This window comes from Pseudomonas sp. 2725, assembly GCF_050434585.1.
GTDB lineage: Bacteria > Pseudomonadota > Gammaproteobacteria > Pseudomonadales > Pseudomonadaceae > Aquipseudomonas > Aquipseudomonas jessenii.
Map to the genome: position 1 here is coordinate 765639 of NZ_JBNDIV010000002.1, position 14292 is coordinate 779930.

General features: G+C 57.2%; 11 protein-coding genes and 1 pseudogene. 3 read left to right on the forward strand and 9 right to left on the reverse strand.

Features of this window, described 5'->3' with window-relative positions:
* Positions 1 to 31: 31 nt before the first annotated feature.
* The 5 genes from ABIE16_RS07720 to ABIE16_RS07740 form a co-directional block, all read right to left on the reverse strand.
* Positions 32 to 2323 carry a DEAD/DEAH box helicase family protein gene (locus tag ABIE16_RS07720; RefSeq protein WP_429520811.1) on the reverse strand — a complete coding sequence of 764 codons (2292 nt, stop codon included), beginning with the start codon at positions 2321 to 2323 and terminating at the stop codon, positions 32 to 34.
* Between the two features lie 86 nt (positions 2324 to 2409).
* Positions 2410 to 3939 carry a sigma-54 interaction domain-containing protein gene (locus tag ABIE16_RS07725; protein ID WP_429520812.1) on the reverse strand — a complete coding sequence of 510 codons (1530 nt, stop codon included), beginning with the start codon at positions 3937 to 3939 and terminating at the stop codon, positions 2410 to 2412.
* Between the two features lie 65 nt (positions 3940 to 4004).
* Complete coding sequence (locus ABIE16_RS07730) at positions 4005 to 4787, reverse strand: hypothetical protein (protein ID WP_429520813.1); 783 nt, start codon at positions 4785 to 4787, stop codon at positions 4005 to 4007.
* A gap of 231 nt (positions 4788 to 5018) precedes the next feature.
* Positions 5019 to 6008 (reverse strand): YagK/YfjJ domain-containing protein, encoded by a 990-nt coding sequence (locus ABIE16_RS07735; protein ID WP_429520814.1) that lies wholly within the window; start codon positions 6006 to 6008, stop codon positions 5019 to 5021.
* Between the two features lie 329 nt (positions 6009 to 6337).
* Positions 6338 to 6574 carry a helix-turn-helix transcriptional regulator gene (locus tag ABIE16_RS07740; protein ID WP_429520815.1) on the reverse strand — a complete coding sequence of 79 codons (237 nt, stop codon included), beginning with the start codon at positions 6572 to 6574 and terminating at the stop codon, positions 6338 to 6340.
* A gap of 539 nt (positions 6575 to 7113) precedes the next feature.
* On the opposite strand from ABIE16_RS07740, the gene ABIE16_RS07745 reads away from it, so the two are divergent.
* The gene (locus tag ABIE16_RS07745; RefSeq protein ID WP_429520816.1) at positions 7114 to 7965 is read left to right on the forward strand and encodes a hypothetical protein; all 852 of its coding nucleotides are present in this window, start codon (positions 7114 to 7116) and stop codon (positions 7963 to 7965) included.
* Between the two features lie 270 nt (positions 7966 to 8235).
* Here ABIE16_RS07745 and ABIE16_RS07750 read toward each other — a convergent pair whose 3' ends face one another.
* From ABIE16_RS07750 to ABIE16_RS07760, 3 genes are all read right to left on the reverse strand, one after another.
* On the reverse strand, positions 8236 to 8499 hold the full coding sequence (locus ABIE16_RS07750; RefSeq protein ID WP_008047515.1) for a hypothetical protein: 264 nt from the start codon (positions 8497 to 8499) through the stop codon (positions 8236 to 8238).
* Between the two features lie 512 nt (positions 8500 to 9011).
* Positions 9012 to 9839 (reverse strand): phosphatase PAP2 family protein, encoded by an 828-nt coding sequence (locus ABIE16_RS07755; protein ID WP_429520817.1) that lies wholly within the window; start codon positions 9837 to 9839, stop codon positions 9012 to 9014.
* A gap of 31 nt (positions 9840 to 9870) precedes the next feature.
* Positions 9871 to 10542, reverse strand: coding sequence for a histidine phosphatase family protein (locus ABIE16_RS07760; RefSeq protein WP_429520818.1), 672 nt, complete (start codon positions 10540 to 10542; stop codon positions 9871 to 9873).
* A gap of 394 nt (positions 10543 to 10936) precedes the next feature.
* On the opposite strand from ABIE16_RS07760, the pseudogene ABIE16_RS07765 reads away from it, so the two are divergent.
* Together ABIE16_RS07765 and ABIE16_RS07770 are read left to right on the forward strand one after the other, a co-directional pair.
* Positions 10937 to 11815 (forward strand): annotated as a pseudogene (locus ABIE16_RS07765) (methyl-accepting chemotaxis protein); the annotation flags it as partial.
* 201 nt (positions 11816 to 12016) lie between these two features.
* Positions 12017 to 12721 (forward strand): methyl-accepting chemotaxis protein, encoded by a 705-nt coding sequence (locus tag ABIE16_RS07770; protein ID WP_429520837.1) that lies wholly within the window; start codon positions 12017 to 12019, stop codon positions 12719 to 12721.
* 161 nt (positions 12722 to 12882) lie between these two features.
* Here the strand turns inward: ABIE16_RS07770 and ABIE16_RS07775 are convergent, their stop codons facing one another.
* Positions 12883 to 14256, reverse strand: coding sequence for a DUF1329 domain-containing protein (locus ABIE16_RS07775; RefSeq protein ID WP_429520819.1), 1374 nt, complete (start codon positions 14254 to 14256; stop codon positions 12883 to 12885).
* Between the last annotated feature and the right edge of the window lie 36 nt (positions 14257 to 14292).

Here is a 14292-nt window from a genome sequence, read left to right on the forward strand (position 1 = left end):
GATTCCTGTTGTTCTTCTAGGTCCGGTCGTATCAGGCGACCATGGACACGTAAAGGCGTTGCTTCACCAGTTCGAGGTCGGCCTTGAGCAAGGCTGGACCGCCATAACGCTGGGTAAGCGTGGTAAAGCTGCCGAACTGTTCGGCGAACTGCGGGGCACTGTAGGTGCGTGCCTGCTCGAGGTCGTCAATACCGAAAAGGCGGTAATGGTCTAGTGCGGTTTGCCAGAGATGGGTTTTAAAGCGCTGACTCTCGGGTAGCACAGCTTCGCCCATCTGGTTTAACAGCCAAATCTGATCTTCATCCCACAGCCTGTTGGCACGGTCCGCACGATTGGGCACGCGGGGCAGCTGAAAGCCAATTTTGGCTAGAACATCGACGTCGTCAGCATCAGGAAGGTCCAGGTAATGCCGGAAAGCAGACGGGTAAATGTCGCGGTCGCGCAAGGCCTCACGCAGCTCCTGCCGGCTGCCTTTGTCGATCCAGATGCGCAACAACTCATCCATACCCTTGTGACTGACGTCGAGGATAAACTCGCGGGACTGCTCGGTATATTCCTCGAACGGCACCTTGCGCCCATCAGCTAGACACACGTAGCGGTTCTCGGTGGAGATCACCACCGAAACACCGTTACCCACAGGCTTAGGGGTACTGTCGTCGCCCTTTTTCTTTGGTTTGCTGCTGGTGGAGACAGCCTTCTGCCGATTCGCAGGGTGGCCGTCAAACTCAGCATCCTCAAGCTGGCTAGCGCCGGAATAGTCGAAGATGGTGAAGTAGCGCTTGTTAATGTCCTCGCACAGCCGGGTACCGCGGCCCTTCATCTGCTTGTAGAGGATGGCGCTACGCAACGGGCGTACGAAGACGACGTTCTTCACATCGGGCGCATCAAAGCCCGTGGTGAGAAGATCCACCGTGACCGCCACGCGTGGGTTGCTGGGCCCCACTACAGCGAAGTTTCGCTCGAGCTGGTGGCTGTTGCGCTCAGCCCTGGTGATGCGAGCTGCGTAGTCGGCGCTGCCCGAAAGGCGGCGCAGCTCCTGTGCCATAAAGGCGGCATGGGTGTCGTCCACGCAGAAGATGATGGTTTTCTCATCGCGCAGATCGTACTTACCCAGCACCTCCCAGAGGTCTTCAGCAATGGCTTTTGTGCGATCCGGCATGCGGATGTCGCGCTCGAAGTTGGCAGTGGTGTAGCGCTTGCCGTCGGAGCCGGTGTAGCCCTCTTCATCGATGTTGGTGATGCGCTCTTCAAGCAGATAGGGCACCAGGAAGCCATCTTCGATGGCCTGCTTGAGGCTGTAGGTAAAGACTGGATCGCCGAAATAGTGCTGCGTGTCGCGGCGCTTTTCTTCTGCGGTCAGAGAACGGTCCCCCTCTTCGAGCTCGCGCGGGGTAGCTGTCAGGCCCAACTGCAAAGCGCTGCCGAAATGTTTGAGTACACCGAACCAGTCCCCAAAGCCCGAGCGGTGGCATTCGTCAATCACTACTAGATCGAAGAAGTCGGGGTCGTAGTGTTCATAAACTTTCTTGCCATCTAGTTCCTCATCGAGACTCTGGTAATTTGCAAAGAAGACCTTGCCGACCAAGTGCTGGCCCTGAGCAACGGTATCCTTGTCGATCTGCACGCGCTCCGACGCCGAGAAGGCCGAGAAAGCACGATAGGCTTGGTCTTTGAGGCTGTTACGATCGGTCAGGAACAGCACATGTTCGCGCTTCAGCGATTTGCCGTTGAGCAACTTCCAAATGAGCTGAAAAATGGTGAAAGTCTTGCCCGTGCCGGTTGCCATCAGCAACAGCACACGGTCGTCACCTAGAGCAAACTGCCACAGCGCCTTATTGATGGCGATATCTTGATACGGACGCACGCCTTTGCGTGAAACCTGATCCATGTGGTAACCAGCGGCGAACGCGCCTTCCCAGCGGGACCAGTCAACTGCGCCTCCCGAACGGGCAATGAGTTCTTCAGCCGACGGTGGAGCGTTCAGCGACTCGAACTTGCCGGTTTCGTTGTCAGTCAGAATCCAGTCGTTGCCGTTCGAGGCAATCGAGAAGCGCAGAGAAAGGCGACGGGCGTAGCGCGAAGCCTGCTGCATGCCGTCGGCCGCACTTGCGGTTTCGGATTTAGCCTCCAGAATCGCCAAAGGCACGCCTTTGAAGCGCAGTAGGTAATCCGCGATGATCGACTGTGTTTCGTCGTACATCGCATCGCCAGTGAGGTTGACCCGTCCCGGCCCTATCCTCAGTTGTTCCTGCCACGACCAACCCAGCGCCGCCAGTTGAGGCTCGATCAGCTCTTTGCAGGTCAGTCGTTCGTTGCGTGCCATTCCGGTTGCCTTTCTTATTAATGCTTGATTTCGGCCTTGGCCATAATAAAAGTTGTTATACACACCTTAAGCAGAACCCGTGCCAATTATCCAACCCCATACTTCTGAAGCCAGTTACTGAGGGTCTGGTAGCTACCTAGGCCTAAAAGTCGAGAAGCTTCAGACTTGTTGCCATGGGCCTGAGCCATGGCGCGCTCTAGGTAGTGACGCGCCACGGCCGCCATCAGATCTGGCAAGGAAATACCCTGCTCCAGCGGGCGCCCAAGCACCGAGTCGCCTTTGGGCATAACAGTCATAACCAACGAAGCAGCGACGTCTTCGCCGGTAATTTTGTCGCCCGAAGCCCAGATGCTGGCCCGAAGTAGAGTATTGTGCAGCTCGCGCACATTACCCGGCCAAGGATGAGCAATCAGAAGATTTCTTGCAGAAGCATCTAATTCTTTATGCTTGTAGCCAGGCTGTGATGAGGCCTCGGCATTGATAGCAGCCAACATCGAATCGATCAGCAAACCAAGATCACCTTCGCGCTCACGAAGCGGGGGGAGCAGCAGAACACCAACTGCGAGTCGATGGAAAAGATCTTCCCGAAAGCGCCCCACCTCAATCTCTGCGGGCAAAAAACGATTGGTCGCCGCAATGATGCGAACATTGATGGGCTTCGGCTTGGCAGCACCAACACGCGTAACCTCGCGCTCCTGCAACACCCGAAGCAGCCGAACCTGGGACGCCAGAGGCAACTCACCAATCTCATCCAAGAACAGAGTGCCGCCATCAGCAGACTCAAAGTAGCCAGCACGCGCAGTCGCCGCTCCAGTGAACGCTCCTTTTTCATGCCCAAAAAGCTCCGCATCCACCAGCTCTTGCGGGATAGCACCACAATTGATCGCAATGAATGGCTGGCCGCTACGAGTACTTGCCTGGTGGATAGCTCTAGCGAATAGCTCCTTGCCAGTTCCTGACTCGCCCTGAATAAGCACTGGCACGTCGCGCAACGCGAGTCGGTGGGCCATGGCAACAGTGCGATTCATAGCTGCGCATCGGTGGATGATGGCAGTAAAAGCTGGCGATTCTGGCGGCAGGCCTTGCATGAGCCTCGTCAGCAAATCATCGGCCTCTTTAGCGACGGGAACAAACTCAGCCGATAACTCAAACGGGATGCAGACGTCCTTGACCCCCTGCTCCTTGGAGGACTCGATCAATCGGGCGGGGTAGCGCGTCTTGGCAAGCAGAATCCAGATAGCCGCCATGGCTGGCGTACCAGGACTCAGGTGATAAGTTTGATCCGCCCCTGGGCGCTCTCGGCATACCAACTCAGCGACTTGAGACGCCGCACGATAAATCGCTTCGTGATTGGTGGGACTGGGCAGCTCAACCAAATGCAAGGTCACACCGACTCTCGCCTGCCTCTTCAGCCACTTCACATAAGCGTTTGAAGCAGACACCCCATGATCCGACAGCAGGTGCACCTCATTAAAGGACAAGGCGCTGATGGCGCCAAGAACCGGCCCTTCACCTTTAAGATCTTGGGACTCAGATGCGCATAAATCGGCGTTGCCCAACCATGTCAGCAAGATCGACATAACCCATAACACTTCATCTGATTGCACAATTTTCATTATACCCTGCAGTTAAGCACCAGAGCAGGATATTCCCTTGCACGATGTAGCCAGGGGCAGCAGAGCTAGGCAAAGTGGATTGGCGGCCAGAATATTGAAACACATACATCCTTAGACTCAGCACTAGCAGATGCCTCGCCACAGCTCATCGGACTCGCTATAAATCGGCCAGCAGTAAACCCGTGAGGAAACAATGAATTCCGAGCCCCCTCGCCAAGCTCATCCACGGGCCGGAGAAGATGCTGCTCGTCACGCAGAATGACCTCAAGTGCCTCACGAGATACCACTCTGAACCCATCGACTGATTGCCCATCAAGCTCAATGGAGGTATCGACGATCCAGGCCTGCAGATCCGCTTCAGGCTGCTGACCGCGATAACCCAATCTGGCGCGCAGCTCTTGATCAGCCATCAGCGCACTAAGTACCGCAACCTGCTTGCGCCGTAACTGCCAGGCGGCCTTGCGTAACGTGTTGGTACGATGTAGCCAGACCTCATGGGCGGTCGAGCGGATATACCCCGACTTGACCTCTAGGAGCAGCACTACGCCATCCTGGTGGCAGATCAGATCAAACTCGCCGGCATCGTCCTCTTCGGTCGCCAGTGGTCGATAACCCACCTCAACAGCAAAGCCGCGCTGCCTAAGGCTCTCGGCCAGCGCCACTTCTACTCGCTGAGTTTCTGCCTGCATGTCGGCCCGACGAGCGTTTACCCGTCGAAGGTTATTGATGGCCGCCATCAGGTTGTTCTGTTGCGCGCCAACCCAGGGAAACTGAAAACTGTAGCGGCCGATTTTGTAGAAAGGCTGCTCGTACAGGCCCGGCGCAGGCGTGCGAGGCTGCAGCTTCAATTACTTAGAAAGCGACTTTAGGTCGCTGGTCAAGAACGCGAGGATTGCCTTGGCCGAGTCAGCGCTGCCTTTCGGATGTTTCTCGCAGACAGTCCAGCGTTCTCCTTTCTCTGCCCCCCAAAATCCCCTTCAGTCATAAATTCCCGGGCGGAGCCTAAACCATCGGTAGGCCATGACTCCATCGGCATCACCAGCGCGGGCCGGAACTACCAAACCAACCCGCCTGATGAGTTACGCCCGCCGGGCAATGGGTCGATTAGTCGTCCCGCGCGCCTTCTTAGCCACGCCTTTACGCAAGCAACGAACGCCCTCAGGCTTGAGCCGCAGGTGCTGGTCATTCTTGACCAAGTAACGCATGGCGTGGTGCACGTTAGCCCGAGCATGCAGATCTCGCCTATGGATTAGGCCAATCCCCAGCCTGTCTTGATGTTTATCTTTTTCGAGGTTGCAGTTGTTGAAGCAGCCCTGACCACGGGTGATGCGCTGCCACAGCTCTCCGATCCGCTGTGCCCTGTAGATGTCGGCACTCACTTCCGCGCCGTTGAAGAAGAAAGCAGCATGGATGTGATACCCACGATCCTCGCCTTGTTCAACGCTGCAGATGTAGCCGGTTTCATTATCGAAAATCAGGTTACGTTCACGCTCAGCAATCAACCGGTTCAGGTCGTCGAATACGTGCTCTACACGCAACCTAGCTTGGGCCTCAGTTCGGTAATACAGATCAACCCTGACTACGCAGGTACGGGCATAGCGATCAAGCACGGCATCAACGTAGCGGCCTACCTCGATTTCTTGCTGAATCGCCTGGTAGCGCTGGTCGTGTTCCCTACGCTTGAATCTCTTTTGGGTGAGGAGAGTTCGGATGCTCTTGGTCAGCTCATTCAGCGCCCCGCTGATGCTCAGATAGCGTGTTCCACTCTCGTTCAAGCAGGTAATGCCAAAGGGACTGCGCTCAACCCCAATGGCCTGGCAGGCTTCCTGAAAAAGGCTTAATTGCCAGCTGCGCTGGTACTCCGCATCACAATCGAACAGTGCGACCATCTGCACGATCCCATCGAAGTATTTTGACAGTCTAGTTTCACTGATCCGCTCATTTCCATGCTTCGAGTATGTGACTCGGTAGGCTTGGCAATCTGTACGCTGGATGGCTTTGATGAGGCGCTCAATCCGGATAGCAGTATCGGACTGAGATCGAGGGGTGTTGGTATTTCGTTCGGTCATGGTTGTGTACCTGATTGGTGATCTCGCATACCAGGTACGTGTTGTGTATTTTTTAATCGATAACCTAACCAATGGGCAGGATGATAGAGCTCGTGTTGCCGTTAGAGCTCAGCCTATTGAGTGGTTATAAACAGATAGCCTGAGCTATATAACTAGATCCCGACGCAAGCCCCAGCGGCCATCCCAGGCTGGCCAAGCAATGGGGAGCAACATTGCCGAACCTGCCGAGAGATTCACCGAGTTTCCTCCTGGGAGAGTTAGCTGAGAGCGCTGGGCTTTCCAGCGGCATAAACGCCATGACCAGCCTTAGCCGGTCATGGCGCAGATGGTCATTTTTCGCTAGCCACGCTTAAGTGGTTGGTCGGGCGCAACGCAGTCCCGTCAGCCAAGTCCCGCTCCTCGATCCTTGCCAGGATCCAGTAATGCACTTCGCTGTCGACCCAGCCGACGCAGCGGTCGCCCAATGACACCGGTTTCGGGAAGGTGCCTTCCGCGATGTATTTGTAGATGGTCGACCGGGCAAGGCCTGTCGAGTCTATGACTTCTTTCAGACGGATGATCCTCATGAACGGGGCTCCTCGTAATCGTTCAGAGGATTGGCAGAGCCGGTAAAAAAACACTGAAGAACTGATCCGCAGGCGCTCCTACAGTGCACCTTCAAGCTGTGAACGTACATGCGTACAGCGCTCTGGTCCCGAGCGCTGACTCAGACCCTAGCCCACCTTGTGACTACCCGACCTAACTCAGAAACCGCCCGGACTCACGCCACGCCCAGCAGAACATCCGGCTTGAGTTTGTACATCAGATCAGTCTCCCCCAGATGCACTTTCGCCCGCCTGAGCGTGGCTAGCAAAGCCATGCTTCCAGTAGCGGCATCCCGCCCTGAGCTCTCCTATTGCACAAGGGAAAGCTAAAGAGACTCTGTAGCCTGTAATAACCTCAATAAACCCCAATGAAATCTGGAGATAACTAGAAAATATGATTCTAGAATCGCCGTAGAATATTTATAGAAATCAACAAGAATCCATCTAGAACAGCCATAGAATCAATGTAGAATCATCTAGATTTTGCCACCATAGCCACCCCTAGATCCGGATGAGATGACATGGAAATCAACAATCGCGCACGCAATAAGGATGCGGACAGGCTGAGCGAGCTCCTCCAAGAGCCTCATCAAAACCATCGCCACGACATCTGGTTGTGGCTGTTCCTCTACTACTACAGAGAGGCCAGGCTTGATCTCAGAACCTGCAACGGCCTCACCATGCGTGACGAGATAGCCAGGGCTCTGAGGAGCCAGAGGTTCTTCCAGTCCCGCATCCCTAGACAGAAGGACCGATTCCTACTTCCAAACGAAAAGCTGGACTGGATCGAAGAGGATGAACGGCAGCACCGGTGGCTGATCCGCGAGATCGAACAGATGACTGACCTGCGCCTGCATCGCGGCCTAGTCCACCTCACTGGCAGGGATCGCCTCATCGCCATGGTCGACCTTTGGGATGTCGATATTGCTGAGAAGGCGTCCCAGGTCGATGACCTTCACCGGGACTGGCGTAGGCACAAGGCGAAGGACGTCGAGTTCGAGTGGTTTGCTGATAAAAAGGAGAGCGAAAGGCGCTGTGCTTGCGCCTGGGAATGGCTTGAGAAGAAGCATCTGTCACCGCTATCCAGGCAAGCGCCAATAAGCAACCACCAAGAACTGCTGATGTTCTTCGACCATACTGATGTAGGCCGTTACGAACGGGCGGCGATGATTCGAGAGATCAAGAAGCGATGGGCCCGTAAGCAGTTCGACGAACGCTCCGCAGACAAGAAGCAGGTCAACGTCATGCTCTCAAAAGCGGTGATCGCTCAGCTTGATGCGCTAGCTGAGACGCATGGCGTGAAACGCTCTCAAATCATTGAGAACCTAGTGAGGATGGAGGCTGACGGCGGCTTATACCTCGCCGATGTTTAAATACCGCTCCACCGGCAGAGACCGCGAGGCCAGCCACAAGGAGCGCTACGGGATCCTGAGCTAAAAATCCAGCCACTCGGTATTCCAAAAGGTATTCCAATTAAATATCAAACCAGACTTTTCTAATATATTACAACAAGATAGCTAATCGTTTCAGATTACCCCGGCCCACCAATTGAGACACCAACGAAGCCCGCCCAGTGCGGGCTTTGTTGTTTCTGGCTGTATCGCAAGCCCTGCAACCGTCCGAAACAGGACCCACGTCAACGATCAGTACTTGATATCCCGAGCTGTGCGACGGGTATCCTGCTTGGTGCTGCGCTTGTCCTGGCGACATTCCACGTTGCTCTTGTCATTGCCCTTTCTGCATTCATCCTTGGTTTGCCGGGCAGTGGATCGCCCTTCCTGCCTGGTATCGCGGGCTTCACGCCGCTGTTCACCCTGCTCGGTCGCGTAGACGGGTAGCGTCACCCACTGCACGCCAGCGGCGATAAGCAGCGTCGCCAGGGCTTTCAAGTAGTGCTTGCGAATCATGATTTTTCTCCAATTCAACATCGCTCGGTCGCTTCGTTCGCTCCCCCAGGCATTCAGCTAAAACGTGAGTTACATCGTACGCCCACAACTCACAAAAACACTTTGTGGCAGGTGAAATCTGACGATAGGGTCACATGGTCAGTCGCGCAATGCCGCTATGTGCATGGTTGCAATATGGGCACCGGCCCGAACCTCCTTGTTTCCAGGTAGTGGCGTCGAGTCGATGCCTGACAGACAAACCGGTCGGAAGCAGACTTTGCCGCGGATCATTTGCCGTAGCTATGCCGCAAGCTCTGGTACAAGGCTTTGATCCAGATGAATTTTTCTTCACCCCACGGTTGCGTTACTGCCTGTACATTGCACTCGCTCATTCAAGAAACTACGGTTTGCCCGCCCTCCCGCGGGCTTTTTTTTGTCTGCGAATTCGCAATTCGAGACTCACTGAAGGTTTCCGCGAGCAACAAAAAACCCGCACCCCTTTCGAGATGCGGGTTTTGCGGTTCAACACCAACTCAATTCGCTGCCTGGATCTGAGTCGCCGCCACCGGTTGTTGCGCTTTGGAGAGCACCGGCTGTTCCAGCCTCGCTCGCCCGTAGAACGCCAGCGCCGTCAGTAAACACGCCAGCCATACGAAGATCCCGGCCCAGAAGGTGTGGGACATGTAGTGCCACCCTTGCAATACCCGTGTGGTGCCATAGATGAAACCGAGGGTCAGCGAGCCGTACATGATCGCTTTCGAATAGCGCCAGCGATAACGGCGAGCCACGAAGTACAACGCCAGCATGGTGAAACCGCCCGATGCATGTCCGCCCGGCCAGCAGCGCCCCTCACCGGCGACTTTCAACAGGTCGAAATTTTCATACCACTCAATGTGCTCCATTTTGCCGCCGTACAGGGTCGTCTCGATCGGGCAATACACGCTGGTGTGGCCCTTGAGGTAGTGAATGACCCCGGTGCTGATGGCGAACGCGAACACCACGTAGAGAAAGTCGCGTCGATGGCGATTGGCAAAGCGCAGCACCGGTGCGACTTTGATTTTTTCCAGGAAGGCGATGATTTTCGAGTGCTTTTCAGCCTTCAGGCGCGGCCAGAGAAACGACAGCAAGGCACCGATAATCGCTATTTCTCCGGTCCAGTTCGGAATGATCCGCGCCCATTTGTGGGTGATTTTTTCGAACAGATGGACCTGGTCCAACGGGTACGTCTGCGTCACCGGATCAAAAAAGTAATTGTTGAAGGCGATGTCGATACTGGTCATGTCGAACATCAGGAACACCGCGACCGCGCAGGCCAGCGGAATACCAAAATTCACCCAGTAAAAGCGGGAAGCGGTCTGCATGCTCAGTCCTGATTCAAAGGGATGGTGAAATTCAACGGGTCGTCACCGTCGGCCAATCCGATGCTTCGATAAAGCCAAGCATGCGCGGAGCCTGCGGCGTTTCGGCGGAGATAAACAAAGAAGCACCGTAACCCAGGGTCGACGTCGGCACATGGAGGTCTTTTTCCAGTTGGTCCATGCATTCGCTGTGGGTCACCAGAATCAGATTACGTCCGGCCACCTTGTGCGCCAATGCGTCGCGCAGCATGGTGCCCCTACAACCGATCAGCCAGTCTTCGCCCGTGCCGACCTTGTTGAACATGAAGTTGGCGGTCTGCGCCGTACGCAGGATCGGGCTGTTGTAGATATCGGCCTTGTCCAGGCCCAGGTTCTGGAAATGCGCACCGACACCCATGGCGACACTGCGCGAGCGCTCGGTAATGCCATCGTTGCCAACCAGGCAAGGCGCCGTGGAGTGATCGCAGCGCTCGACGTGGCGCACCAGAACGATCAGGTCGCCCTTGGCCCACCCGGTCATCAACGCCTGTGCACCGCTCACATTGCCGTGAGCCAGGTCCGCAACGGCAGCAGGTCGCAGCAAGAACAGCACCAACGGGATCACCAGCAACGCCGAGACCAACACCACCGCAGCGTTGCGATAACGGGCGAAGCGGTTCAGATCGATCGAGCGTTTTACCCCAAAAAAACTCAGTCTTAATTCCACATCAAACCGCCTCGCCAGCAAGCACTACCTCATCAGATACGGGCAGGTTAAGGAAACCCGCGTCGGTGGCTGGTGAAACCCATGTGAAAAAAAGCTTAAAGGCGCTGTAAAAGTCTTGTTACAGAACCGTGTGGAAAAAACCTTTCAGCTCCCGGGATTGCTGCCGATACATCCTGCTTACACCGCTTGGCGGCTTCCAAAAAAAACAATCTTCCAGCCAACCGACGATAAAGAAGTACCAAGTTCCTGGAGGAATGAGATGAATAGCTGGTTCGGCAACATCAGCGTGAACCTGAAACTGGGCCTGGGGTTTGGCCTGGTCCTGGCACTGACCTGCGTCCTGGCCCTGACCGGCTGGACCAGCCTGGGCGGGTTGATCGACCGCAGCAACTGGATGAGCGACATCACCCAGCTCAACGCCGGCCTGACCAAGCTGCGCGTGGTTCGCCTGCAATACATGCTGACCAACGGCGACGAAACCGCCGCGCAGAATGTGCAGACCACCCTCGACGCCTTCTCGGCCCAGCAGCAAGCCCTGCTGGCGAAGTTCAAGAGCCCGGAAAACCTCAAGCTGCTGCGAGAGCAAGGCGCCGTCATCGACGCCTACAGAACGTCCCTGGGCAAGATGCGCAGCGCCTATCGCGCCGGCAACAGCGCCCGTGATGCCATGAGCGCCAGCGCCGAAACCGCCAACACGCTGATCAATGACATCAATACCCGCGTGCAGCAAATGCCGTTGAGCGACCAGCGCTTCGAACAGTTCCAGGCCATAACGGCTGCCAAGGAAGCGTTCCTGCTGGCGCGCTACGAAGTGCGCGGCTACACCGCCAGTACCAATGCCGAGACCGAGCAAAAAGCCGTCGGTCAACTGGACGCCGCCATCGCCAGCCTGAAACCGCTGAACGTGCATTTCGCCGATTCCCAACAAGACGCCTTGCGTCAGCTGGAAACCGCGCTGGGCAACTACCGCAGCGCCTTGCAGACCTACAAGGCCGCCAGCAATGACGCGGTGCAGGCGCGCAAGGAAATGACCGAACAGGGCGCCGCCATCGTGTCCCAGAGCGATCAGCTGTACCAGATCCAGCTCGACCGCCGTGATGCCGAAAGTGCCCAGGCCCGTACCCTGCAACTGATCAGCACGTTGCTGGCACTGCTGGTGGGCGTCATTGCCGCCGTGGTCATCACTCGCCAGATCACTCGCCCATTGCGCGAAACCCTGGCGGTGGTCGATCGCATCGCCAGCGGTGACCTGTCCCACAATGTGCTGGTCACCCGTCGCGACGAACTTGGCGTCTTGCAACAAGGCATCGCTCGTATGGGCGTAACCCTGCGCGACTTGATCAGTGGCATCCGCGACGGCGTGACCCAGATCGCCAGCGCCGCCGAAGAGCTGTCGGCCGTGACCGAGCAGACCAGTGCCGGGGTCAACAGCCAGAAAGTCGAGACCGATCAGGTCGCAACCGCCATGCACGAGATGACCGCCACCGTGCAAGAAGTCGCGCGCAACGCCGAAGAAGCCTCGCAAGCCGCTGCAGCGGCGGACGGCGAAGCCCGTGAAGGCGACAAAGTGGTCAACGAAGCCATCGCCCAGATCGAGCGCCTGGCCAGCGAAGTGGTGCGCTCCACCGAAGCCATGAGCGTGCTGCAACAGGAAAGCGACAAGATCGGCAGCGTCATGGACGTGATCAAGGCCGTCGCCGAACAAACCAACCTGCTGGCACTCAATGCCGCCATCGAAGCAGCCCGTGCCGGTGAAGCCGGTCGTGGTTTTGCGGTGGTGGCCGACGAGGTCCGCGGCCTGGCCCAGCGCACGCAGAAATCCACCGAGGAAATCGAAGGCCTGGTGGCCGGTCTGCAGAACGGCACGCAACAAGTGTCCGCCGTGATGAACAACAGCCGCGTCCTCACCGACAGCAGCGTGGCCCTGACCCGCAAGGCCGGCGAGTCACTGGAGAACATCACCCGCACGGTGTCCAACATCCAGTCGATGAACCAGCAGATCGCCGCCGCTGCCGAACAGCAAAGTGCCGTGGCCGAAGAGATCAGCCGCAGCATCATCAACGTGCGCGATGTGTCCGAGCAGACTGCTGCGGCGAGCGATGAGACCGCCAAGTCCAGCATTGAACTGGCGCGGTTGGGTGGTCAATTGCAGCAGATGGTGAGCCACTTCCGCGTCTGACCGTACACCGTCAGTGATTGAAAGGCCCATTCGCGGGCAAGCCCGCTCCCACAGGTAGAGAGTCGAACACAGACTCTGTGAACGACCCAACACCCTGTGGGAGCGAGCTTGCTCGCGATTGCGTTCTCACAGACCGCATCTGAAAGGGTGTGCTGCGCGGCTTACCGCGTCCCGCGCTGGCGCAATGCCGACGGCATGAAGTACGCGTCTTCGGGCACCGGTTGGGCGAAGTCCACTGTGCCCGGCTCTTCGTTATCCAGGTTCTGCACGTAGTAACGACGCGCCTGCAAGTCATGGAATACGTCCAGCGCACTCCAGGTGGTGGGCAGGTCGTAGAAGTTTTTCAGGTAGGCCATCGACACCCGCCACAACTCCCCACGCCCGTCATATTGATCCACCAATGCGGCGCCCCAACTGTCCTCGTCCAGAAACAGCACGCGCTTGGAATAGATATGCCGCGCGCCCGGCTTGAGCGTGCCTTCGACCACCCAGACCCGATGCAGCTCATAACGGGTGAATTGCGGGTTGAGGTGGCCCGGTGTGAGCAACTGCTCGTACTTCACCTCAGGGCTGCCGACTTTGTAATTGTTATAGGGAATGTAGACCTCTTGCTTGCCCTTGAGCTTCCAGTCGTAGCGGTCTGGCGAGCCGTTGAACAGGTCCGTATCGTCCGCCGTGCGCAGGCCGTCGGATGAGGCGATCGGGGTGTCATACGCGAGGTTCGGCGCCCGGCGCACACGGCGCTGGCCCGCGTCGTAGACCCAGGCCTGACGCGGGTCCTTGAGCTGGTCCAGGGTCTCGTGAACCAATGCCGCACCGCCCGCCAGACGGGCCGGGCTCTTCACGAACGCCAGGTAGTAGAACAGGATGTTTTTCAGGTCGGCAAACTGCCCGCTCGGGCGGTAATAGTTGAAGAGCCCCTCCTGCTGCGAGGTCACGAGCGCGAAGCTGCCGTTGCGTTGTACCGGCGCTTCGGAGGCACGACGGACCACATAGATGCCGCGATAACGGGTGATGTGGTTCCACAGCACCTCGATGCCATCCTTGGGCACCGGGAACGGCACACCGCCATAGGCATCGTCAAAACCGGTGCCGCCATCGAGCAGCTTGGCCGAGGTCGCGTTTTTCAAGGTGTTGTCATACAGCCACTGCGGCGCCGCGCCCGAGCGGCGAGAGGGATAGACCGGCATCTGGAAGGTGTCGGGGTAGCTGTTGAACAGTGCGATCTGACCTGGGCTGAGGTGGGCCTTGTACTGTTCAAGGTTGGCCTTGGTGATGGTGAACAGGGGCTTGTCCGCCGCATACGGGTCCAGGTGATGCTGGCCCGGCTTGTAGCCCGCCGGTGCCTGGGTGATGCCGCCGTTCCAGGCCGGAATGGTCCCGGCCGCATTGCCGGCACGCTCGGCCCCCAGCGGCGTCAGCGTGGTCTTCAATTGCTCGGCCTGCTGGGGCGAGATCGCGGCCAGCGCGTTGCCGGCGGCCAGGCTCAGGAGCAGCGCCAGCGTGGTCTTGGTCAGTTGTGGAAGGTCAAACATGGACGTTCTCCGAAATACAAAAACCTGTGGGAGCGG

Excerpts from the sequence above, each read along its gene's own strand:
- ABIE16_RS07720 (WP_429520811.1), bottom strand. The coding sequence starts at position 2,323 with ATGGCACGCAACGAACGACTGACCTGCAAAGAGCTGATCGAGCCTCAA.
- ABIE16_RS07725 (WP_429520812.1), bottom strand. The coding sequence starts at position 3,939 with ATGAAAATTGTGCAATCAGATGAAGTGTTATGGGTTATGTCGATCTTG.
- ABIE16_RS07735 (WP_429520814.1), bottom strand. The coding sequence starts at position 6,008 with ATGACCGAACGAAATACCAACACCCCTCGATCTCAGTCCGATACTGCT.
- ABIE16_RS07740 (WP_429520815.1), bottom strand. The coding sequence starts at position 6,574 with ATGAGGATCATCCGTCTGAAAGAAGTCATAGACTCGACAGGCCTTGCC.
- ABIE16_RS07745 (WP_429520816.1), top strand. The coding sequence starts at position 7,114 with ATGGAAATCAACAATCGCGCACGCAATAAGGATGCGGACAGGCTGAGC.
- ABIE16_RS07750 (WP_008047515.1), bottom strand. The coding sequence starts at position 8,499 with ATGATTCGCAAGCACTACTTGAAAGCCCTGGCGACGCTGCTTATCGCC.
- ABIE16_RS07755 (WP_429520817.1), bottom strand. The coding sequence starts at position 9,839 with ATGCAGACCGCTTCCCGCTTTTACTGGGTGAATTTTGGTATTCCGCTG.
- ABIE16_RS07770 (WP_429520837.1), top strand. The coding sequence starts at position 12,017 with ATGACCGCCACCGTGCAAGAAGTCGCGCGCAACGCCGAAGAAGCCTCG.
- ABIE16_RS07775 (WP_429520819.1), bottom strand. The coding sequence starts at position 14,256 with ATGTTTGACCTTCCACAACTGACCAAGACCACGCTGGCGCTGCTCCTG.